The sequence below is a fragment of the Streptomyces sp. NRRL F-5755 genome (assembly GCF_001279365.1).
GTDB classification, from domain to species: Bacteria; Actinomycetota; Actinomycetes; order Streptomycetales; family Streptomycetaceae; genus Streptomyces; species Streptomyces rimosus.
The window spans coordinates 27,405-49,040 of sequence record NZ_LGCW01000270.1 but is presented as its reverse complement, the minus strand read 5'-3'; the positions used below and the strand labels follow the sequence as shown (position 1 = coordinate 49,040).

Annotated in this window: 19 protein-coding genes; 6 read left to right on the top strand and 13 right to left on the bottom strand. The window is 71.1% G+C overall.

Features of this window, described 5'->3' with window-relative positions:
- The first annotated feature begins 113 nt into the window (after positions 1-113).
- Together ADK86_RS25120 and ADK86_RS25115 are read left to right on the top strand one after the other, a co-directional pair.
- The gene (locus ADK86_RS25120; RefSeq protein WP_053698619.1) at positions 114-533 is read left to right on the top strand and encodes a hypothetical protein; all 420 of its coding nucleotides are present in this window, start codon (positions 114-116) and stop codon (positions 531-533) included.
- A 218-nt stretch (positions 534-751) separates the two neighbouring features.
- Positions 752-1,210, top strand: a complete 459-nt coding sequence (locus ADK86_RS25115; RefSeq protein ID WP_053698618.1) for an OsmC family protein — start codon at positions 752-754, stop codon at positions 1,208-1,210.
- Positions 1,211-1,594: 384 nt separating this feature from the next.
- On the opposite strand, the gene ADK86_RS25110 is transcribed toward ADK86_RS25115, so the two are convergent.
- Positions 1,595-1,900: a hypothetical protein gene (locus ADK86_RS25110; protein ID WP_053698617.1), complete on the bottom strand. Its 306-nt coding sequence runs from the start codon at positions 1,898-1,900 to the stop codon at positions 1,595-1,597.
- A 174-nt stretch (positions 1,901-2,074) separates the two neighbouring features.
- Between ADK86_RS25110 and ADK86_RS25105 the strand changes: the two genes are divergently transcribed.
- From ADK86_RS25105 to ADK86_RS43300, 3 genes are all read left to right on the top strand, one after another.
- Positions 2,075-2,809 (top strand): rhomboid-like protein, encoded by a 735-nt coding sequence (locus ADK86_RS25105; protein ID WP_234346017.1) that lies wholly within the window; start codon positions 2,075-2,077, stop codon positions 2,807-2,809.
- A 393-nt stretch (positions 2,810-3,202) separates the two neighbouring features.
- Positions 3,203-7,426, top strand: coding sequence for a Pls/PosA family non-ribosomal peptide synthetase (locus tag ADK86_RS25100; RefSeq protein ID WP_063789080.1), 4,224 nt, complete (start codon positions 3,203-3,205; stop codon positions 7,424-7,426).
- 201 nt (positions 7,427-7,627) lie between these two features.
- A complete protein-coding gene (locus ADK86_RS43300; RefSeq protein WP_159393951.1) occupies positions 7,628-7,777 on the top strand; it encodes a hypothetical protein in 150 nt (49 codons plus the stop codon).
- Between the two features lie 150 nt (positions 7,778-7,927).
- Here ADK86_RS43300 and lepB read toward each other — a convergent pair whose 3' ends face one another.
- Positions 7,928-8,680 (bottom strand): signal peptidase I, encoded by a 753-nt coding sequence (gene lepB / locus ADK86_RS25095; RefSeq protein ID WP_234346019.1) that lies wholly within the window; start codon positions 8,678-8,680, stop codon positions 7,928-7,930.
- 199 nt (positions 8,681-8,879) lie between these two features.
- Between lepB and ADK86_RS25090 the strand changes: the two genes are divergently transcribed.
- Positions 8,880-9,410: a DinB family protein gene (locus ADK86_RS25090; protein ID WP_053698615.1), complete on the top strand. Its 531-nt coding sequence runs from the start codon at positions 8,880-8,882 to the stop codon at positions 9,408-9,410.
- Positions 9,411-10,448: 1,038 nt separating this feature from the next.
- Here the strand turns inward: ADK86_RS25090 and ADK86_RS25085 are convergent.
- The 11 genes from ADK86_RS25085 to ADK86_RS25040 form a co-directional block, all read right to left on the bottom strand.
- The gene (locus ADK86_RS25085) at positions 10,449-10,826 is read right to left on the bottom strand and encodes a hypothetical protein (RefSeq protein WP_053698614.1); all 378 of its coding nucleotides are present in this window, start codon (positions 10,824-10,826) and stop codon (positions 10,449-10,451) included.
- Between the two features lie 197 nt (positions 10,827-11,023).
- Positions 11,024-11,197, bottom strand: coding sequence for a hypothetical protein (locus ADK86_RS43295; protein ID WP_159393950.1), 174 nt, complete (start codon positions 11,195-11,197; stop codon positions 11,024-11,026).
- 41 nt (positions 11,198-11,238) lie between these two features.
- Complete coding sequence (locus ADK86_RS25080) at positions 11,239-12,792, bottom strand: ABC transporter substrate-binding protein (protein WP_053698613.1); 1,554 nt, start codon at positions 12,790-12,792, stop codon at positions 11,239-11,241.
- Positions 12,789-14,105, bottom strand: coding sequence for an ATP-grasp domain-containing protein (locus ADK86_RS25075; RefSeq protein WP_053698612.1), 1,317 nt, complete (start codon positions 14,103-14,105; stop codon positions 12,789-12,791). The genes ADK86_RS25080 and ADK86_RS25075 overlap by 4 nt, the downstream gene beginning before the upstream one ends.
- On the bottom strand, positions 14,102-15,283 hold the full coding sequence (locus ADK86_RS25070) for a GNAT family N-acetyltransferase (RefSeq protein WP_053698611.1): 1,182 nt from the start codon (positions 15,281-15,283) through the stop codon (positions 14,102-14,104). The genes ADK86_RS25075 and ADK86_RS25070 overlap by 4 nt, the downstream gene beginning before the upstream one ends.
- The gene (locus tag ADK86_RS25065) at positions 15,280-16,128 is read right to left on the bottom strand and encodes a PhzF family phenazine biosynthesis protein (protein ID WP_053698610.1); all 849 of its coding nucleotides are present in this window, start codon (positions 16,126-16,128) and stop codon (positions 15,280-15,282) included. The genes ADK86_RS25070 and ADK86_RS25065 overlap by 4 nt, the downstream gene beginning before the upstream one ends.
- Complete coding sequence (locus ADK86_RS25060; RefSeq protein ID WP_078952253.1) at positions 16,125-17,474, bottom strand: aspartate aminotransferase family protein; 1,350 nt, start codon at positions 17,472-17,474, stop codon at positions 16,125-16,127. Before ADK86_RS25060 ends, ADK86_RS25065 begins: the two co-directional genes overlap by 4 nt.
- The gene (locus tag ADK86_RS25055; RefSeq protein ID WP_053698608.1) at positions 17,465-18,226 is read right to left on the bottom strand and encodes a creatininase family protein; all 762 of its coding nucleotides are present in this window, start codon (positions 18,224-18,226) and stop codon (positions 17,465-17,467) included. Before ADK86_RS25055 ends, ADK86_RS25060 begins: the two co-directional genes overlap by 10 nt.
- Positions 18,223-18,987, bottom strand: a complete 765-nt coding sequence (locus ADK86_RS25050; protein ID WP_159393949.1) for an SDR family NAD(P)-dependent oxidoreductase — start codon at positions 18,985-18,987, stop codon at positions 18,223-18,225. The genes ADK86_RS25055 and ADK86_RS25050 overlap by 4 nt, the downstream gene beginning before the upstream one ends.
- Positions 18,984-20,372 (bottom strand): 3-phosphoshikimate 1-carboxyvinyltransferase, encoded by a 1,389-nt coding sequence (locus ADK86_RS25045; RefSeq protein ID WP_053698606.1) that lies wholly within the window; start codon positions 20,370-20,372, stop codon positions 18,984-18,986. Before ADK86_RS25045 ends, ADK86_RS25050 begins: the two co-directional genes overlap by 4 nt.
- Positions 20,369-21,568 (bottom strand): Coenzyme F420 hydrogenase/dehydrogenase, beta subunit C-terminal domain, encoded by a 1,200-nt coding sequence (locus ADK86_RS25040; protein WP_063789079.1) that lies wholly within the window; start codon positions 21,566-21,568, stop codon positions 20,369-20,371. The genes ADK86_RS25045 and ADK86_RS25040 overlap by 4 nt, the downstream gene beginning before the upstream one ends.
- Positions 21,569-21,636 lie beyond the last annotated feature (68 nt).

Here is a 21,636-nt window from a genome sequence, read left to right as displayed (position 1 = left end):
CATTGCCTCATGCTTCACCCGCGTGCCCCAGGCCCCCCTGAACCGCCTTGAAACTGTAAAAGCGCCCAACTGGCGCAACCCGCGGGGTGATCCGCTCATCTGGACGGTTGGCAATGAAGACCGGGACGAAGAGGCTGAGCGGCCGCCGCGTGGCCGTGACCGGCGCGCTGGGGCTGGCCTCGGCGGCGCTGGCCGCCGTGCCCGCACACGCCAAGGGCAGTGTGGACGTCACGGCGCCGGGCACGGCGGCGGTCGGCAAGACCTTCTCGGTCACCGCGCAGGGGAACGACGACGCGGCGTCCTACATGCGGATCTGCCTGGAGGGCCGCGGCGCCGGCAAGGCATGGCACCAGCTGGCCTGTGGCGCCACGGTCGAGTGGGGAGGATCGGACGCGCAGGTCACGGCCAAGGCGAAGGGCACGCAGCGCGGCGCCCTGGAATTCCGTGCCGTCCTGTACGCGTTGAACAGCCCGAGCGACAACCACCCCGTGCGGATGCGGGGTTCGGGTGTGGTGAAGGTGCAGGTTCGCTGACAAGGCCCTGAGGAACTGGGGCCCTTGGCCCCTCATTGCGAGAAGCGGCCCCGTATTCCTGCCGGCATGAGGTGGGGGTGCGGGGTCGGCAGCGTCGTCCGGATGCGCGGTGGCGGACCTCGGCAGCCGGAAGCCGGGCGCGGCCGCTGCGCGGCCACCGCCGGCAGCACGCCGACGTTTCGGCGTCCCCCGAAAGAACCGGCGCCTACCGTCCAGCCATGAGTCCGCACACCTATGCCACCCGCCTGCGCTGGGACGGTTCCACCGCTGCCGGCATCCGCTCCTACTCCCGTGACCACGTCGCCACCGCACCACCCGCGGACGCGGAGGTGGCACTGAGCGCGGACCCGGCGTTCCGGGGCAATGCCGAGCGGCTCAACCCCGAACAGCTCGTCGTCATGGCCGCCTCGTCGTGCCAGATGCTGTCGTTTCTCGGTGCCGCCGCCCGCGCCGGCATCGATGTGCTGTCGTACGACGACGAAGCGACGAGCCATCTCGACCTGACGGCCGCCCCCGCCCGCCTTGGAACGATCAACCTGGCGGTCACCGTCAAGGTGGCCGCCGGAACCGACACGGCCACGGTCCAGGAAGTGGCTGAACAGGCTCACCGCGCGTGCTACATCGCCAACTCGTTGTCGGTTCCTGTCGAGGTGACCACCACGGTGGTGGGCGAATGACCTGCCGACCGCGGCGCTGAGCCGGTCACAGTCTCACCCGGAAGGCCCCTGAACTGGCCGGACGGCGTCCCGGACGGTCCGGGACGCCGTCCGTGAGCATCCCGGACCGTTCCGGGCGGTGAATCGCTCGGCCACGTCTCTCCGGTTCGAAGATCACCGTGGTGGGCGGCAACCAGGGCACCCCGGCAGCGTGAGCACCCGCACCTGGACTTCCCACAAGGTCGGCAGCTGGGCCGACAGCGCCCAGAAGATCAGCGGTTACGTCACTCCGGTGGCCGGCTGACCGGGTGCCGGTGGTCCGCCATGTTCCCGGAGTGGCGGGTCACCGGCCTCGGCGCGTCCGGCGTCGTCATGACCTGTCGGGGCTTTCGCGGATGCGCCCTCCTATCCGGTGCCGAGTGCTTTCAGCTCGGTGCCGTTCGGGCCGGTCTTGTAATAGGTCACCGTGCCGGGTTTTTGGTTTTCCCCGAGCAGATCCGACCACGTCGCATAGGCACCGATCGACTGGTTCACGCAGAGGCCGATCACGAGGAAGACCGCCAGCTGGGTTGCGAGCAAGAGGCCGACGCGGCCGAGGACCGAGCGCCAGGAGCGCTTGGACAGGCGCGGCCACAGCCAGACGGTGAGGACGAAAAGTGCTGCCGCGGACAGTACGGCCAGGAGCAGCAACTTTTTGCTGGTGAGCTCCATGCGGTGCTTTCTTTCGGGCGGTCGGGTCCACGCGGGAGAGAGGCGGATGATGTCTGGCCGGGTAGATGGCGGGAGACGGCGGGATGGTTGCGTGGCATGCGTCACTTTGGCTGCGCGGCCCTGTCACACTCTCGTGCGGCGACGGTAAAGGCGCACTCATAAATGTCCTCTAACATGGCTGTGCCAACTGCCGATGGGCAATTGTGGGAGGGCAAGGAGCGGGAGGACGAGAGCGCGGTGAGGATTCGGCCGTGGGTCCCGGTATTGAGGCTGCCGGCGACGACGCTGTACGTCATGGTGCTCGCCGTCACCGCCGCCTGGCTGGCCGCCCAGCCGCTCCGCGAGCAGAAGCGCTTCATCCGTCACAACAGCAGCAATGTGCACCACCTCGAAGGCGGTGAGTGGTGGACGCTGCTGACCAGTGGCCTGGTGGTCGACGGAGTTCCCGTGCTGCTCGGTATCGCTGCGGTGGCCGCGGCGCTCGGACGCGCCGAGTGGCGCTGGGGCAGCGCGCGCGGCCTGGGCGTCTTCCTCTTCGGGCATGTGGCGGCGACCTTGCTCACGCAGGGCGTCGTGTGGCTGATGCGGCTCGCGCACGTGCCGGGCGCCCTGGCCCGTATGCAGGACGTCGGCATCAGCTACGGCCTGGTGGCCACCGTCGCGTGCCTGCTGGCCCTGGGCGGCGAGCGCGCCCGGCGCTACGGTCTGCCGGCCCTGGCCGTGACCCTGGCCGTCGCGTGGACGATCAATCAGGAACTGGCCGATGCCGGCCACCTGGTGGCACTGGGGCTCGGCGTCCTGGTCTCGCGTACCCGCTGGTTCCGGGCCGGTCCTGCCGGGCGAAGCAGCAGCCGTCCGGCTTGTCCCGAGGCGTGTAACAGCTTCGTGGAACGATCGAGAAGCGGCTGATACATGCCTTCGGGGTGGCCGCAACACCGAGCTGACTGACTGGTCGGCACGGGGCGGCCCCGGTGCCCTCCTCTCCCTCCGCCGGGGCCGCCTCATTCCCCGAGGACGGAAAGCGGACCTGCCTTCTGTCTGGCCGGTGCGAGAATTCCTCGCCTTCCCGTGAGCAGCCCATAGCGAACGTTTCTGAGAACGGTTCTTATCCTTTGCCCGCTCTTGGACGCGTCTCGTGGTATGCCGCCGTTGTCCTCGTGGTCGCGCCACTCCGGCGGAATCGGACCACATTTTGCGGAATGTTGGTGCGGAACTGTAAACGCCGCCTCCGCGCGGACTCTCTATACGGTCGGATGCCCATAGGGGCATTCGACCGTCTGCACGCTGAACCAAAGGCTCTCGATGTTCCTGCCCCCTTTCCTGTTCGCCCGCCCTCCCGCGGATACGAAACCGCCGGCAGCCGGTGCGCCCGGCCCGTCCGGTACGGCGGTCTTCCGGGGCGCCCCGGCTCACCCGCCGCGCACCCTGCTCGATGTGCTGGACGCCTCCGTGTCCGCTCACCCCGAGGCGCCCGCCCTCGACACCGGGGGAGAAGTGCTCGACTACCGCGCCCTGTCGGCGGAGGTCGGCCGGCGCGCCCATGCCCTTACGACGCATGGCATCGGGCCCGGTGACCGGGTCGGAGTGCGGGTCGCCTCCGGTACGGCGGAGCTGTATCTGTCCATCCTGGCCGTGCTGCGCAGCGGTGCCGCCTACGTGCCGGTCGACGCCGACGATCCGGAGGAACGGGCGGCCTCGGTCTTCCGCGAGGCGGGAGTGTGCGCGGTGCTCGACGGCGCGGCCGAGCCGCGGCTCACGGCGGCCGACGGGGATGCCGAAGCTTCACCAAAGCCCACCACTTCCTCACCCGACGGCAGCACCGTGCCCCCCACGGTGTCCCCGGAAGACGACGCGTGGATCATCTTCACCTCCGGCTCGACCGGCGCGCCCAAAGGCGTCGCCGTCACCCACCGGGCCGCCGCGGCGTTCGTGGACGCCGAGGCGGGGCTGTTTCTGCGCGGCGGCAGCCGGCCGCTGGGGCCCGGTGACCGGGTGCTGGCCGGACTGTCCGTGGCCTTCGACGCCTCCTGCGAGGAGATGTGGCTGGCCTGGCGGAACGGCGCGTGCCTGGTGCCCGCGCCACGCTCGCTGGTGAAGGCGGGCCATGAGCTGGGGCCGTGGCTGGTCGAACGCGGCATCACGGTGGTCTCCACGGTGCCGACGCTGGCCGCGCTGTGGCCGGACGAGGCCCTGGCGGCCGTGCGGCTGCTGATCGTGGGCGGCGAAGCCTGCCCCGCCGGGCTCGTGGAGCGCTTCGCCACCCCGGGCCGCGAGATGTGGAACACGTACGGGCCGACCGAGACCACCGTCGTGGCCTGTGCCGAGCGTATGCTTCCCGGAACGCCGGTACGGATCGGACTTCCGCTGGACGGCTGGGACCTGGCCGTCGTCGACGGCGACGGAGCGCCGGTGCCGTACGGTGCCCAGGGCGAGCTGGTCATCGCGGGCGCGGGTCTGGCCCGCTATCTCGACCGGGCCAAGGACGCCGAGCGCTTCGGCCCCTGCCCGGCGCTCGACGCGCGGCGTGCCTACCGTACGGGGGACGTGGTGCGGGCCGAACCCGAAGGGCTGGTCTACGTCGGACGCGTGGACGACCAGGTCAAGGTGGGCGGCCGGCGGATCGAACTGGGGGAGATCGACGCGGCGTTGGCCGAACTGGACGGAGTCCGCGGGGCCGCCGCCGCGGTGCGGACCACCCCGTCCGGCGGGCGGATCCTGGTCGGTTACGTGGTGACGGAGGACCGGCCCGGTACGGATACGGGTTTCAGCCCCGAGTCGGCGCGCAAGGTCCTGGCGGACCGGCTGCCCGCCGCGCTGGTTCCCGTACTGGCCGAGGTCGCCGAGCTGCCCACCCGTACCTCCGGAAAGGTGGACCGCGATGCGCTGCCCTGGCCACTGCCCGCGGCGGCCTCCGGGGGCCCGGACGCAGAACACGCGGCGAAGGAGAATACGGCAGGCGCGGAGGATGACGACCCGCGCGACGCTCTCCACGGCACCGCCGCTCGCCTCGCCGACGCATGGCAAGAACTGCTGGGCGTACGGCCCGACGCGGACAGCGACTTCTTCGCTCTGGGCGGCAGCAGCCTGAGCGCCGCCCAACTGGCCTCCCAGCTGCGCACCGACCATCCCGGCATCTCGGTGGCCGACCTCTACCGGCAACCTGTTCTACGGGAAATGGCCGCTTACCTGGAGACACTGGCGCCCGCCCGTACGGAGGCCGCCGGCAACGGAAGAACCCACGACAGCGGAGCCGAAGCGATACGCCCCGGCAAAGGGCTCGACAAACGTCACACGGACCGTCGGGAGACGGGCCCCGGCCGTGCGGGCGTCGTGCCGCGCCGTACCGGTGCCTTCCAGATCGTCGTCCAGACCCTTCTGTACGGTCTGACCGGGCTGCGCGTCGCGGTCGGGCTGGCCGCCGCCGACAACGTACTCGGGCTGCTGGCCCCGCAGACCTGGGCGCCGCACACCTCCTGGTGGGTGGTCTTCACCGGCTGGCTGGTGCTGCTGAGCGCCCCGTCCCGGTTCGTCATCGGCGCGCTCGCCGCCCGTGCGCTCACCCGCTCCATCGCCCCGGGCACGTACCCCCGGGGCGGACGGGTCCATCTGCGGCTGTGGGCCGCCGAGCGGACGGTGGCGGCTTTCGGGGTGCCCGCGTTGCTGGGCACGCCGTGGGCGCGGCTGTACGCACGGGCCCTGGGCTGCCGCGTGGGCGCCGATGTGGCGCTGCACGCCATGCCCCCGGTGACGGGGCTGGCCGAGCTGGGCGAGCGCGCCAGCGTGGAGCCGGAGGCCGATGTGTCCGGCTGGTGGCTGGACCAGGACGTGCTTCGCGTCGGGGCCGTGTCCGTGGGGGCGGGCGCCCGGGTGGGGCACCGCTCGACGCTGATGCCCGGCGCCGTGCTGGGCCCCGGTGCCGAACTGGCGCCCGGCGGCTGCCTGGACGGGACCGTACCCGCCGGGGAAGCCTGGGCCGGCTCGCCCGCCCGGCCCGCCGAGGAGGAGGACGTGCGTACGGCGGGCAGTGACTGGCCCGATGCCCGCCCGCCCCGCTCCCGGCGCTGGGCCGCCGCATACGCACTGACCTTGGCCGGACTGCCCGTACTGCCGCTGCTGGCCGCACTGCCCGCGCTCACCGGCGTCTACGCGCTGGTGCGCGACTGCGCGACGCTCTCCGACGCGGCACTGCGCCTGTTCGCCGCGGCCCCCGCGATCGCCGTCGTCACCACGGTGTGCTGGATCCTGCTGGTCGCCGCCGTGGTCCGGCTGCTGGGGCGCGGCATCCGGCCGGGTGCGTATCCGGTACGCGGCCCGGTGGCCTGGCGTGCCTGGCTGGTCACCCGGCTGCTGAACGGCACCAGGAGCAGCCTCTTCCCGCTGTACGCGAGCCTGGCCACCCCGCTGTGGCTGCGGCTGCTCGGCGCCCGGGTCGGCCGGCACGCCGAGATCTCCACCGTGCTGCCGCTGCCGTCCCTGCTCACCGTCGCGGACGGTGCCTTCCTCGCCGACGACACCCTGGTGGCACCGTACGAACTGCGCGGCGGCTGGCTGCGTGTGGGCACCGCACGCGTCGGGCGGCGGGCGTTCGTCGGTAATTCCGGGATCGTCGGACCCGGCCGGGAGGTCCCGGACCAGGCGCTGATCGGTGTGCTGTCGGACGCGCCCGCGCACAGCAAGCCCGGTTCGTCGTGGCTGGGGCGGCCCGCGCTGCCGCTGCCGCGGATTCCCTCGTCCGCCGACCCGGGCCGCACCTTCGAGCCGCCGCGCCGGCTGGTGCTGGCGCGGGCTGCCGTCGAGCTGTGCCGGGTGCTGCCGCTGATGTGCTCGGTGATGCTGGCCGAAGCGGTACTGATCGGTGAGCAGTACGCCCTGAGCGACGGCGGGTTCGGATGGGCGGCACTGGTGGGCGGGGCGCTGCTGCTGCCCTGCGCCCTGCTGGCCGCGCTGCTGGCGACTGCCTCCAAGTGGCTGCTGGTCGGGCGTTTCCGGCCGGGCGAGCATCCGCTGTGGTCGTCTTTCGTGTGGCGCAACGAGCTGTACGACACCTTCGTGGAATCACTGGCCGTACCGTGGATGGCCGGCGCCTTCACCGGCACGCCCGTGCTGAACTGGTGGCTGCGCAGCCTGGGAGCCCGTATCGGGCGCGGCGTGTGGTGCGACACGTACTGGCTGCCGGAGACCGATCTGGTCACCCTCGGGGACGGCGTCAGCGTCAACCGCGGCTGTGTGCTGCAGACGCATCTGTTCCACGACCGGATCATGCGGCTGGACGCCGTACATCTGGCGGCGGGCGCCTCACTGGGCCCGCACGGGATCGCGCTGCCGGGCAGTACGGTCGGCGAGCAGGCCGCCGTCGGGCCGGCGTCCCTGGTGATGCGCGGCGAGAGCGTTCCGGCCGGCACCCGGTGGGCGGGCAATCCGATCGCCGGTGAACGCCACGGCGCGGTGCCGCCGCCGCGCGACGGGTCACCGGAGGCCCTGCCGTCGGGTACCGGGAGGGCCCTCGTGGCGCGCCGCGCCTCCTGATCCGGGACGGCGGTGGTGCCTGCGAGGTCAGGGCCTGCTTCACGTGCCTGTGACGTTGTTGCGCGACGACCGAGAGGTGGCTGATACATGCTCTCGGGGTGGCTGCAACACAGTGCTGCCTAAGGTGCCGGACACCGGCGTCTCCAGTTGCCCCGGCCACGTCCGACGCCCACGACCGTACCTCTCACGAAGGGAGCCGACATGGCCCCGCAGGCCACACCGCCCGCCCGGCGGCCCAAGCGCCCGGTGCTGCGCATCGCCCTTGCCGTCGTGGCAACGGGTGCCGTCATCGCACTCCTGGCCGGCGCGGCAGCCGTCGCACTTGAGGACGAGAACACCGATGAGCTGTAGCCGATGCGGTGCCCAGGTCATCCAGAGCCGCGACGGCAGCTGGTCGTGCATCTGCGGCGCTTCGGGATGACCGGCGGCAGCCGTTCCACAGCGTGAAGCCGGGGCTCACGGGCCCCGGCTTCACGCTGTGGAGAACTTCCAGGCGACGGGCTACCGCGGAACGGCCCGTGAAACGCCCGGGGCGGCCTTCGCGGGCCGGTCGCCGATGCCGGGCTGGTCGAAGGTCTCCGGGACCGGCAGCGTCGCCCAGCGGTTGAGGGGCCACGCCACGACGACGGCACGGCCGACGACATTCCCGACCGGCACGAAACCGTGGGTCTTCGGGTCGTCCATGTGCCAGCGGGAGTCGGAGGACATCTGGCGGTGGTCGCCCATCACCCAGAGCTTGCCCGCCGGCACCTTGAACGGCCCGAACGGCTTGTCGTCACAGGCGCTGTTGCCGGGGTAGATGTCCGGCTCGTCCAGCGCCTTGCCGTTGACCTTGACCGGCCCGCCCCGCCGGCACTCGACGGTGTCACCGCCGATGGCGATGACGCGCTTGATCAGGTCCTTCTCGTCGGCCGACGGCATCAGGCCGATGAATCCGAGAACCTTCTGGACCGCGTTGGGCTCCGGGGCGGGCTCGCCCTCCAGCCAGTTGCCCGGGTCGCGGAAGACGACGACCTCGCCGCGCCCGGGCTCGGCGCCGAACCAGGGGGTGAGCTTGTCGACCAGGACCCGGTCCCCGCGCTGGAGGGTGTTCTGCATCGAGTCGGAGGGGATGGAGAACGCCTGGACCAGGAAAGTCTTGATCAGGAGCGCCAGTACGAGGGCTATGACGACGAGCAGCGGCAGTTCCTTCCAGAAGGAGCGCTGCTTTCCCTTGGCTTTCCCGCCCTCGCCGCCCGCATCCTGGTGCGGGATACCACCGTCGGGCTTTCCGGTCCGAGCGCTCACATGTCCTCCGGTCGTCCTCACATACGTCCCAAGAGGGTCAACACTATGCGATGGCCAACCGGTGGCCTACCACGAGAATGAGGGTCCGTACCGTGAGAAAGGGCCGGCCCGCACCGAAGGAAAGAACGTATGGACAGAACGGTTCGGTGCGGCCTAATGTCCCTTTGTGGTCCACAGAATCGAACCTCCGCCGGAGCCCCCGGTAACCCTCAGTGACCCGAGCGCACTGCTGACCGGCTATCTCGACTTCTACCGGGACGCCGTACTGCGCAAACTGGAGGGAATGTCCGAAGCGGAGCTGCGAAACAGCCGGCTGCCTTCCGGCTGGGCGCCGCTCGGCCTGCTCAAACACCTGGCCTACGTGGAACTGCGCTGGCTGCGGTGGGGGTTTTCGGGCGAACCCGTCGAAGAGCCCTGGGGCGACGTCAAGGTCCGCCGCGAACCGTGGCACATCGAGCCGACCGAGACGTTCGACGACATCAGGACGTTCTTCCTGGAGCAGTGCGCCCGCTCTCGACTCATCGTCGCCGGGGCGCGGCTGGAGGACGGCGCCGCCACGCTCGGTGGCCGTGTTCCGGCCGAAGAAGACCGCCCGACGCTGATGTGGATTCTCTTTCATCTCCTCCAGGAGTACGCCCGGCACGCCGGGCATCTGGACATCGCACGCGAACTCGCCGACGGCACCGTAGGCGAATAGCCGCCGGGCAGAATTCTGTGCCCCGTCCGGGGCCGGCGGCACCCGTAATCGCGGAGAAGTTCCACCATGCCACAGCCCCTCAAGCCGCCCAGCGCTTCCGCTGGCGGCGGCTGCGCAGTTTGCGGCGCTCTTCCTCGTCCATACCGCCCGAGATGCCGTAGAAGAGTGCGGACGGGTTTGTGACCTGATCTGGCCGGAAGTCCCGGAGAAGTTCCAGAGAGATCCCAACGGGGTGATGGCCCACGACCGCTCCGGCGGCTGTTTGCGTGGTGCGGAAGCAGCTCGTGGAAGACGCTCCCCGTACGTCATTGGCCCACTGATCGGGCAGCTGGTACTCCTTGGCTGGGTTGCTCTCGGCCGATCCAGCAGGAGAGCGTGGGGGCGGCCTGCTTCACACGAAGGATGAGCAGGGCTACTTTTTCGCTCGTGCGCGTTACGCGAAGACGGTGGGCTCGTCGCCCCCGGCGCCCTTAAGATCGCTGCCTTCCGAGGCTGCTCGTCATCGTCAAGGCCCAGTGATTGGCCGAGTACTGCCCACGGAAGTTGTACAGCACACGCTGCTGCTCAAGCGGCTGGCGCCGCCCGCCTCCGCCTCCGATCCCTTGTCGTCGGTCGCCTACGTCCCCAGGAAAAGCTTTTGGTATCGGCTTTGGTCGGGCCGGCCTACTCGTATCTGGCGCCGTGAGGCGGTCGAGGTGGTCGTTTTGCCTATGGGCATGCCGTTCCACCGTCCGCCCCATCACCAAGTGGCGCACGCGTACGTCTCGACGGTGAGCCGAACACCGCGGCGTCCCCAACCTTCGTCCATCGGCGATCCCTTTCAGCGTCTTTGGGGATCGTGCTGCGTTACGCAGCTGATTTTCCCCAGCAAACTTCCCCGGTCGAAGCCCTCTTCCGGTATGTGAAAGACGTGCAGTGACTGCCAACTGTCAACGGCGCTCGGTGAGACGCTCGACGGCATGACCGTGTGACGGGGCGAAACCCCTGCGGGGGCGGTCCCGATCGCCCCCGCAGGCAGTGCGGCGGTCAGCCGAGTGTTCAGCCCCTCGGGAAGGCGAGGGAGTGCACCTTCTTCCCGTCCTGCTTGACGAGGACGTAGGGGGGCACCTGGTCGCCCTCGCCCTCGGCCTTCGGGAAGACCATCTGGTACGTCCAGGATGCGTCGGCGTGGTGGTGCACCGGGCCGATCTTGTTGATGTTCATCGTGCCGATGACGGAACCATTGCGGTCCTTGACGTTGGCGGTGTTGGTCTTGCCGTCCAGCGTGAGGGTGTCGCCGTTTTCGAAGGTGGCCTTTTTGACGCTCTTCGCCGTGTGGGCCGCGGAAGATGCTGCGGAGGAAGAGCCCGCGTGGGCCGCCGGAGCGGCAATCGCCGCGGCGGCTGGAAGCGTGAGCGCGGCACCGACCGCGCCCACAAGTGAGCCAGCCCTGCATTGCAGCCGTCCCGAGATCCTGTATCAGCCGTACCTCGATCGTTGCGTGAAAACGTAACAGGCTGTCAGGGCCTGTCTCGTTTGCTGACGCGGTCCATAGGGCCCGTGGTCGGCACGCCCGCATCCCCGTGCATGCTCACCGGAGTTGCGCCCGGAATATAAAGCTGCGCCGGTTCCACTCACAGGCCGTGCGCCCACGGGCCTGTGTCGCTGGGCCAGTCGTCCTCCTGGGTCGCGTGGCCGGTCTCGCGTGCCTCGGGCAGCGGCAAGGGCGGGGAGCACATCTCGTAGGTTTCCAGACTGCTCGGCCCGCTGTCGTGGTCGGTGTGCCGGGCGTTTTCCGTGTCGGACATTGCTGTTCCTTTCGGCTGTGTATCGGGAGATGTCATGGCGGTCAGGAACGCCGCTGGAACATGCGGAGCACTGGTTCTCCGAACATGTCGACCACGGGCCCGTCGACCTGGAATCTGTCGAGGTTCACCAGGTGGTACTGGACTCCGAACCAGAGGGGGAGCAGCGGGAGGTCCTGGCAGGCCCTGGTCTCCGCCGCTGTGTACAGGCTTCGGCGCTCTGCGGCGTCGGCGGTGGCGCGGGCCTTTTCGATGAGGGTGTCCACCTCGGTGTTGTGGTAGCGCGTGAAATTGTCGTCGCTGATGGACGCCGAATGGAACAGGGGGTAGAGGAAGTTGTCGACGGACGGGTAGTCGATCGCCCAGGTCATGCGGAACAGCGTGTCCGCACGTCCCAGCCAGGACAGGAACTGCGGCCAGGCCATCGGCCGCGGGGTCACGTTCCATCCGAGGTTGTCATTGAGCTGTCCGACCAGGGTGGTCACCCAGCCGTCGTGGCCCAGGCCCGCGTTGTAGGTGAAGTCCGTGGTGACGGGGGCGATGCCGTGCGCGTCGAGCAGGGCGCGCGCGGCGGCCGGGTCGTATCGGATGCCGGTGAGGTCGGCGTCGTCCTCGCCCCGAAGTGCCGGCGGGAGAATGCGCTGGGCGATCGGCCGGGTGCCGCTGAATGCGGAGTCGATGATGGCCTGCCGGTCGACGGCCATGGCCGCCGCACGCCGCACCACCGGGTTGTCGAAGGGAGCCGTGTCGACGGGGAAGCCGACGTACTGCATCAGGGCGCAGGGGGTCCGGCGGAAGCGCTCTCCCAGGGGAAGGGCGTCGGGGATTCGGGCGGGCGGCACCTTGACGATGTCGAGCTCGCCGCGGTGCCAGTCCTGGTAGGCGTCTTCCAGTTCCTCGTAGATGCGGAATTCGAGCCGGTCGAGGTGTCCGGCCCCGCCGTCCGGGAAGGCGAGGTTGGTTCCGTGGTATCCGTCGAACCGCTCCAGGACGAGCCCTTTCCCGGGGGCCCACGGCTCGGCGATGCGGTACGGGCCGGTACTGACCGGGGCGGTGCGAAAGGCGTCGGGGTCCGCTTCGGTGAGTTCCGCGGGAACCGCGGCCGTCACGCGGTGGCCGAAGACCGCGGGTATCTCGTGGAAGGGGTGGGTGAGCCGGACGCGCAGTTGCCGGGGACCGATCGCGGTCACACCGTTCAGCGTCCGCGCCGCGCCGGTTCGCACCTCTTCGTAGCCCTGGACGCAGGCCAGGTGGTAGGCGAGCTTTGAACCGGTTTCCGGGCGGACCACGCGGGAGAGCGAGTGGACATAGTCGTCAGCGGTCACCTCTCGGCCGTGGTGGAAGCGGACACCGGGACGCAGATGGAAATCGACGTGGGTGCCGTCCGCGGCGACCTCCCAGCGTTCGGCTGCCGCCGGCCGCGGCTCGCCCGTGTTCGGGTCGTAGTCCACCAGGGGGTCGGCCAGGAACCTCAGGAGCAGTGCTCCGTCGTGCTCGAAACCGTTGCACGGGTCGATCGAGGACGGTTCCCCGATGAAGACCCTCACGTGCGTCGGGGCGCCGGACCGCTGGTCCGGGGCCATGGTGGTCGCGTTCACTGGCTGTCTCCTCCTGTGCCTTCCGGGCGGAGTTTGAACATCTCGGGGCCGGCGAGCCGCTCGGCCAGCGCGAAGATCTCCTGCGGACTGTCGACGGCCGCCACGACACGGACGAGATTGCTCGCCGTGCCGTCGGCCGAATCCACCACACAGTTGCGGGCCGCGACGTGGTGGACGCTGCGGATACCGGGGACGGCCCGGAGCGCCTCGGGGGTCGGGGCGACCTCGATCCGGTGGCGGCCGTCGGGGGGCTGGGGTGTCAGATATGCCGACCAGCGTCGGCAGTTCGCATCGGTGTCCGGCCGCCGCCCGACGGAGAGCCGGGCCAGGTTGAGCGGCAGGTCGTAGCCCGCGACCAGGAGCAACTGCTCCGGGACGCTGCCGCCGACGCGCCCGTTGACCTCGATGACGCGGGGACCGTCGGGGGTGAGTTTCACCTCGGTGTGGGTGGCGCCGAACCGTATTCCCAGAGCCCGGTGCGCGTCCCGTACGTGGGCAACGGCGGCAGCGGTGCCGGATGCGGGGCGCAGGGCCGGCAGGATGTGCCCGTTCTCCCGGTACGGCGGCGACAGCGGCAGCTTGTCCGAGACCGCCAGGACATGCAGCACGCCGTCCACCACCAGCGCCTCGACCGACAGGTAGTCGCCCAGCCCTCCTTCGGCGTGGCGGGGGTCTCCGGTCAGCTCCTCCTCCAGCAGCATCACCGGGTGGTGGTGGGCGATCCGGCCGTCGGCGAGCGCCAGCTCACGGGCCCGCTGCCAGGTGTCCTCCAGCAGGCCGGGATGGTCCACCCGGAACGTGGCGGTGCTGCCCATGCCGACCGACGGTTTGAGGACCGCGGGGAACGAGCAGGTGGCCGCGGCCCGCCGCAGGTCCTCCTCGCAGTGCAGTTCGGCCACGCCGGGCGTGGGCAGGCCGCTGTCCCGCAGCCGTGTGCGCTGCAGCCGCTTGTCCTGCAGGGCGTCGAGTACGTGCGGCGGGTTGGCGGGCAGCCCGGCGTCATGGGCGACGCGCTGGGCGATGTGGACGACCCGCTCGCTGAAGGCGAGGACGCCGGCCGCACGCGTTCGCGTCACCACTTCGGACAGCGCCTGGTGGACCTCTTGCGGAGCGGGTACGGCCGTGAGCGAGCCACCGGCTTCCTCGGCTGCTTGCAGTGCGGCTACGCGCCGCTGCCGCGGTGTGTTCGCCTCGACATCCAGCCAGACCACGTGGACGTCGAACTCGTCGAGCAGCGACGGCAGGTACAGCGAGGGGTGGGGGCCTCCTGGCGCGTCGGCGATCACCAGGGGGGCCTTGGGTGCCGCTGTCACTGGGCCACTCCTTCGGCCGGGGCGGGGGCGTACGCAGGCGGCAGTCCCAGCTGCGTGCGCAGGGACACCTCGCGGGCGGCGAGGCGGGTGGCCGCGTGCTCCCGCAGCGGCGCCGGCCAGTGCGTGACCCCGTACAGCGGGACAGGTGTGCACCCGCGGGCGAGCTTGGCCCCGTATGTGCCCGTGCCGAAGGAGTAGCGGGTGATCCCGTGGTCGATGCCCCACAGGATCGGCTCGTAGTACACGGCGTTGAAGTAGGCGAACTCGGCAGCCGCGGAATAGTCGAAACCGGCCAGGCGGACGTGCAGCCGGTCGCCGTCGACCAGGGCGAGGCTCATGCCGATCGGCCGGCCCTCCCGCTCGCACAGGAACACCCGCACCCGGTCGTCGACCGTGGCGCGCAGGTGGTCGTAGTCGCGCAGGATGGACTCCACGGAGCCGGCGGCTCCGTAGCGCTGCCGCAGCGCCAGTTGCAGCCGTGCGGTGGCCTCGTTCAGCTCGCCGGTGCCGTACAGGACGCGCGTGCTGATGCCTCCTTCGGCGAATTGCTTGCGCTCTCGGCGTATCTTGTTGCGCCGCGAGCTGCGCAGCGTGGCGAGGTAGTGCTCGAAGTCCGGCCAGCCGCCGGCCAGTTCGGTCTGGGCGGCGACGAGGAAGGGGGCTCCGGCCTCCGGTCCGAGTGCCTCGGCGACATCGCGGGCGGCCTCCTCGTCGAGGTAGAGGAATCCCGTTGCGGTACAGCTCTCCGCGCTCGCCAGTTCCGCCACTGCCCGCGCCAGGGCACCGCGGTGGGCGGAGCGCCGCGGGCCGTCGGCCGCCGGGTCGGTCAGCATCACGCAGTGTGCTCCGGACACCGCAGCGACCGCGCTGGGGAACAGGGGCACAGCAGGCGCGCCAGGGGCGGTGCCCGGCGGGTCGCCGAGGAGGGCCTCCAGGTTGTAGAGGGACATCACCTGGTCATCACGCACGATGCGTACGGACGCCAGCCCCACGGTGCGCCCCTCCCCGTCCTCCAGGGTGATGTGCCGCAGCAGACCGTCCGCTGCTGCCTCGCAGTAGCGCAGCCAGCCGGGCGAGTCGTACAGCGTTCCGGCGGCGAAGAGCGGTTCCAGCGAACTCAGCGGCAGTTCGTCCACGGTGCGGTGGATCCTTGTGGTGATCAGCGCTGCGGAGGTCATGTGAGCATCAGCCTTCCGGAGAGCAGGGACGTGACGGCACCGCCGAGCAGCACCTGTCCGTCGTCCTCGATGCGCAACAGCAGATGGCCCTGCCGGGCCGGGTCCCGCGGGCCCTGGCGCACCCGGATGTCCCCGCGCACGCCGTCCAGTGCCGCCAGCGTCCCGGCTCCCAGGACCGCCCCTCCTGTCGCGCTGTCCTCCGCGCCCGACAGGGAGGTGGTGAACACGCGCACGCGCCACTCGCCCGGCCCGTCGGGCGCCGACAGCACCAGGCCGTTCGTGCGGGTACGGGCGCACAGCTCCAGCACGTCGTCGGCGCGGATCCGTGCTGCCTCCAGCCGGCCGGCATCCGCGCAGCGCAGGTGGATCCGGCTGCGGGCCTGCCGCAGGACCACCGCCTGCGCCCGAGCAGCCGGTTCCACAGCGACAAAACCGGGCCAGTCGCACTCCTGGAGCTCGGGAGGCTCGCCCTGTTCGTGCCGGGCCCAGCTGACCTGGCCTTCCCGGTGGACGACCAGTTGCTCGCCGCGCTCGTGGCGGACCCGCCACGGCACCCGGTCGGGCACGTCCAGCGCGGTCAGGACTGCCAGGGAGGTCTGCAGGCACTGGGCCAGTTCCTCCACGGGCGAGAAGGTGCGCAGCACCACGGAGCCGGCGTCGAGGGCGGTCACGAACGCCGTGTCCGGTACGCCCAGCGCGGCCGCCGCCGTCGCGGGATCGGCGACCGGTGTGCCGGGCAGCACCACGGCGGTGTGATTGCCCCCGGTCACGCCGCGGGCGAAGACCCGGCCCCACCAGGCCCCGCCCCGCGTCGGGGTGTCGTGCTCGTTCGGCGTCCGGGTCATCGGCTGCTCCGTACGGCGTCCGTCTCCGTCGCCAGCGCCGCGGCCAGGACGGAGACCGAGTGCGCCAGCTCCGCCTCGGAGATCGTCAGCGGCGGAGTCCACTTGATCACGGCGCCGTCCGCGCCGCCGCGCAGGGCCAGCACCCCCAGCTCGCGCATCCGGCGGACCACGGCGCGGGTGAAACCGCCCCGGTCGCCGCGGGGCGCCGCCGTGATGCGGACGCCCGTCATGAGCCCGCGTCCGATGGCTTCCAGCCGCACTCCGGGTACGTCGACCTCGGCCACGCGGCGCACCAGGACGTCACCGAGCGCCGCGGTGCGCTCGGGCAACCGCTCGTTCAGGAGCGTGTCGACGACCACCGCGCCGGCGGCGCAGGCCACCGGGTTGGCGGAGAAGGTGCTGGTCTGACGGAGCGGTGGGACGGCGTTCAGCAGCTCGCGCGGTCCGGCTACCAGCGACACCGGCAGCCCGCCGCCGAGCGCCTTGCCCAGCACCACGAGGTCCGGCACCACGCCCTCGTGCTGGTAGCCGAACATCGCGCCGGTGCGGCCGAACCCGGTGAAGATCTCGTCGAGGATCAGCAGCATGCCCCGCCGCGTGGTGAACTCCCGCAGCTCGGACAGCAATCCGGGGGCGGCCGCCTGCATACCGCCCGCGCCCTGGACCGTCTCCACGATCAGGCCCGCCACGGCGTCGGCGCCGAAATCCGGATGCTCCAGGATGGCCCGGCCGAAGTCGTGCCCCGTCGCGAGCGCGGCTCCGGGCGCCACGTGCCCGGCGGCGGTGGGATAGGGAAGGGACAGGCCCGCGACCGGGATCTCGGTGACGTCGGCGCGGAAGCCCGCGTTGCCTGTCACCGTGAGCGCGCCGGCGGTCTTGCCGTGGTAGCCGCCCAGGAAGCCCAGTACCTGGCGCCGCCCGGTCGCCGCGCGCGCCACCTTCAAGGCGGCTTCCACGGCCTCCGACCCGGTGGTGCACCACAGCAGTACCGGATCGTCCCACGGCAGCAGGGCGGCGAGCCGTTCGGCGAGGTCGGCGCGGGCGGGGCAGCCGTACTGCCAGCCACCGTGCGCGAAGGCCGCCAACTGGTCCTGCATGGCCTTCAGCACCGCGGGATGGCCATGGCCCAGGGGCAGCACGCCCGAGCCCGAGGTGAGGTCGAGGTACGCGCGTCCTTCCTCGTCCCAGACGGTGCAGCCCTGCGCCCGGGTCAGCGTCACGCCGATGTCGCCCCGGATGGTGTGCGTCATGGACGGGCTCTCCCGGTGCAGCAGCGCGTCCAGGGCCGGCGCACCCGTCCGCGGCAGGGGCGACCGGGCTGCCGAAATCCCGGCGGTCACAGCCATCCCCGTTCCTTCACCAGTGCGTCCACCCGGGCCACGAGGGCCTCGGCGACGGCCTTGCCCTTTTCCGCGGTGGCGGCGCGCGGATCGCCGAGCACACCGGTGGGCACGTCCTCGGGCGAGAACCGCACCACGTGGTGGGCGCGCTTGCTGACGTGCAGATCGTCTCGCGTCAGGTCGCCGCTCGGCCGGGTGCCGGCGGCGATCCGGCCGGTGCGCACGCGCTCCGGGTACCAGTGCAGGAAGACGGAGGTCAGCCCCTCGCCCCCGTGCGACTCGCTGGTGGAGTCCGACACCTCGCGGATGACGTCGCTGACGAGCTGTGCCCATTCCACGACGACCACGTCGGTGCCGTGGCGTTCCACCAGGGAACGGGCGGCGACCAGCAGGGGCTCGTGGTTCTCGTCGTGGCCGTTCAGGATGAGGAGCCGGTTGCTGTACGGGACCGCGGTCCGGGCCATGGCCGTCACCTGCTCGGTCAGTACGGCGGCGGGTACGCGCTGGCTGCCGGGCCAGTCCTGGAACGCGTGCAGCACGCCGGTGCGCACGCTGCCCAGGATCACGGCGCCGTGCTCGGCCGACGCGAGCCGGGCCAGCCGCTCCACGACGAGGGTGTCGGCGCCGAGCGGCAGGTGCGGTCCGTGCTGTTCGGTGCTGCCGGTGACCAGGAGCCAGTACGGGACGGCGGGGGCCCGGTCGGCGAACTCCGTCCACGTCAGGTCTTCGAGTTCGGTGTGCGTTGGTGCAGTCGTCATGCCAGCCGTCCTCCGTCGATGATCATGGTTTGTCCCGTGATGTAGCTGTTCTGCGGGGAAATCAGGAAGGAGATCGCGTCGGCCACCTCGTCGGCGTCGGCGAGTCTGCCCAGGGGGATCTCCGTCCGGTACCTGGCGACCGCGTCCGGCGCATCGGGCCAACCAGGGTTGGTGATTTTGCCGGGAGCCACGGTGTTGATCAGTACGCCCTGCGGGGCGTACCGCACGGCGAAGGTCCGCACCAGGGCGGCGACACCGGCCTTCGCGGCCGCGTACGCGGATGTGGCCGTGGTCCTGCCCGTGTGCGCCGCGGCGGAGCCGACCGCCACCACGCGTCCGAAGCCGCGGCCCGCCATGGCCGGAACCAGCGCGCGCATCAGCAGGAAGCAACTCGTGAGATTCGCGTCCAGGGCCTGCCGGAAGAGGCCGGCCGGCATCTTCTCCTCCGGGATGGCGGTGCCGTCCTCGCCCTTGGGGGACCATCCGTGGCACATGACGAGGCGGGCGGGGGCGCCGCGCTCGGCCAGCAGACGGTCGAGGGCGCCCTGGAGCGCGGTCTCGTCGGAGAGGTCGACCTGGACGGGCACGGCGCCGGGACCGCGGGGCGGCGTACGGTCGAGCACCACCACCTGGCGGCCCTCGGCCAGCAGCCGGTCCGTCAGCGCCGAGCCGAGGAATCCGGAGCCGCCGCTGATCACCGTGTAGCCGTCGCGGTCGTCCGCGCCCATGCTTCCGGCATCTGTCGTGAGTTCGGTGGTCACAGCACATCCACAGGGGCGTAGCGGGTCAGGTCGTCGAGCGCGCCGGGATGCGAGGTGGCCGCGGCGGAGATCCCGTGCAGTTCCGTGGCGCCGCCGGCGAGCAGGGTCAGGACGAAGGCCGCGAAGACCACCCGGTGGTCCGGCGGCAGGACGACCCGGCGCGGGGGCGTGAGCGGGCGGGGCTCGATGACCAAGCCGTCGGCGGTGGCCCGGACCCCGGCTCCGAAGGCGCTCAGCAGCTCGGCCGTGGTGGCGATCCGGTCGGTGTCCTTGGCCCGTAGCTCTGCCGCATCGCGGATGACCGTGCGGCCGGCGGCCATGGTGGCCAGGGCGGCGATCAGTGGCACTTCATCGATGGCGCTCTGCACCAGCCGGGGCCCGGCGATCTCGATGCCGGTGAGCCTGGCGGGCAGGCTGATCCGGAGGTCCGCCACGGGCTCCGGCCCCTGCCCGTCCGACGGTATGTCACTTACGGCAGCCCCCATGGACCGCAGGATCCGGAAGAACCCCGTACGCCGCGGGTTCACGCCCACCCGGCGCAACGTCAGCTCCTGGCCCGCCCGGGGCGAGGCCAGGTGCAGTGCGGCGAGCAGCGCGGCTCCCGAGGGGTCACCGGGCACGTCCAGGTCGAAGGGGCGTGGCCGGCCCGGAGTCACGACGAGCTCGGTCTCGGTTTCGGCCACGGCGACGCCGGTCCAGCGCAACAGGCGCTCGGTGTGGTCCCGGGCCGGGGTGCGCCGGGTGATGCGGACCGGCCCGGTGGCCTGCGAGCCTGCGAACAGCAGTGCCGACACCGGCTGGGCGGAGTCCACGGCGACATCGACCGTGCCGCCGCGCAGCCGCCGGCCGTGCACCTCGACCGGCAGCCTTCCCGGTTCCGCCAGTTCGCTGAGGTCGGCGCCCAAGTTCCGTAGGGGGCCGATCACTTCCGCCATCGGACGCGAGCGCAGCAGGGCGTTGCCGGTGACGGTGCAGTTCGCCGTACTGCCTGCCATAACCGCCAACAACAGGCGTGAGGTGGTCGCGCTGTTGCCGGCGTCCAGCACCAGGCCGGATCCGTTCAGGCCGTCGGTGCCGCGGCCGTCGATCTCCACGGTGGCGTCCTCGGTGGCCCGGACCCGCACCCCCAGCAGGGACAGCGCACGCAGGTTGGCGCGCACATCCCGGCAGTCCGCGAGCCGCCGGATCCGGCAGGTGCCGTCCGCGAGGGCGGCCAGCAGCGTCGCGCGCTGGCTGATCGCCTTGTCCGGGTGCGGTTCGAGGTCCGGCGGCAGCGGCCGGTGGCCTCCGGGGTAGGGGGCGTGCACCGCGATGCGGTCCGGAGGTCGCCGTTCGGGGCCGAACAGCGCGGTCAAGAGCCTCTCGTCGGTGGCCGTCACGGTCATCGGGGCCTGCTCATCGATTCGATCAGCGCATCGTCGTCGAGCGGCTGCTCCAGTTGTTCACCCGTGACCGGTGGTTCGGGGACGTTGCCGGGGTGCTGCGTGGCGTAGTTCGCGTACCGGTGCCGCTTGCGCTGGAGGCCGAGGCTCTCTTCGGGGATAAACGTTTCTTCAGCGATCCGCAGGTCTCCGTTCGCCACGGCGGCGTCGACCAGTTCCTGGCCGCGGCCGGTCCGGGTGATGAGCAGCGACGCCTTCTCCGTTCGCTCGGTCTCCCGGCTGGTACGGAAGATGTTGGGGTCGCCGTCGGCGATCGACACGTCGGCCAGGCCGCTCCACCAGTCGGGGCACGCCATGCAGCGGTAGGTCTTGAACTTCTTGAACTCCAGCACGAGTTCGTGGAAGGGCAGCGAGTGGCGGGTGCCTTCGCGGTCCCGGACGGTGAACTCGCCGGGGTATTCACCGGAGCGGTACTTCATGCCCGTGACGTCGACGAGCGGGAGCCCCAGCCGGTTCTCGATCAGGTGCTCCGTGCCTTCGCGCCGGGTGTTGGAGGCGCAGCCGATCTCCACGGTGAAGGCGATGCGGTCGGCGGGCGCCGGCCGCTCGGGCAGGTTGCGCATGCGGTTGACGGCCTCGATCTGGCACGCGAGGCCGACCACGCCTATCCGCTCGTACGGCGCGTCGCGCAGCAACTGCAGATTGGGCGTGATGCAGTACGTGGCCTGGGCGCAGGAGACGATCTCCTCCACACTGGTCGCGAGCCTGGGCACCGGCACCCACGGGCGCTCGGTGTCCCGGCCGATCACCAGAGCGGCCTGGATGTCGCCGCGTTCGAGGGCGGAGACGAGCAGCGCGGTGGCGGCTCCGCCCGCCGAGGCGGCGTTCTTCACGCGGGGCTCGGCCGCCTGGGCGGAATAGGTCTTCCGGACGATCCCGGTCCACCGTTCCTCCAGCGTTCTCGTCCGGCCGAAGACCCTCAGTTCGGACTCGGGGACGGCGGTGTCGCGTCCCGGGCACACATCGGTGCACAGCGTGCACGACGCGCAGGTCTCCGCGGAGGCGCCCGGGGCCAGTTCGGGAACGGGACGGTCGGAGGAGATCGTCAGCAGCTCCTCCGGGCACACCGCAGCACAAGCGCCACAGCTGGCACAGAGATCGGTGTCGAGTACGGTGTCACGCAGATCAGCGAAGGTCATGTGGGGAACCCATCCGTAACGTGCGCCGTGGGGGCGCCGGGCAGGGAGTCAGAAGCTGCACAGGAGGG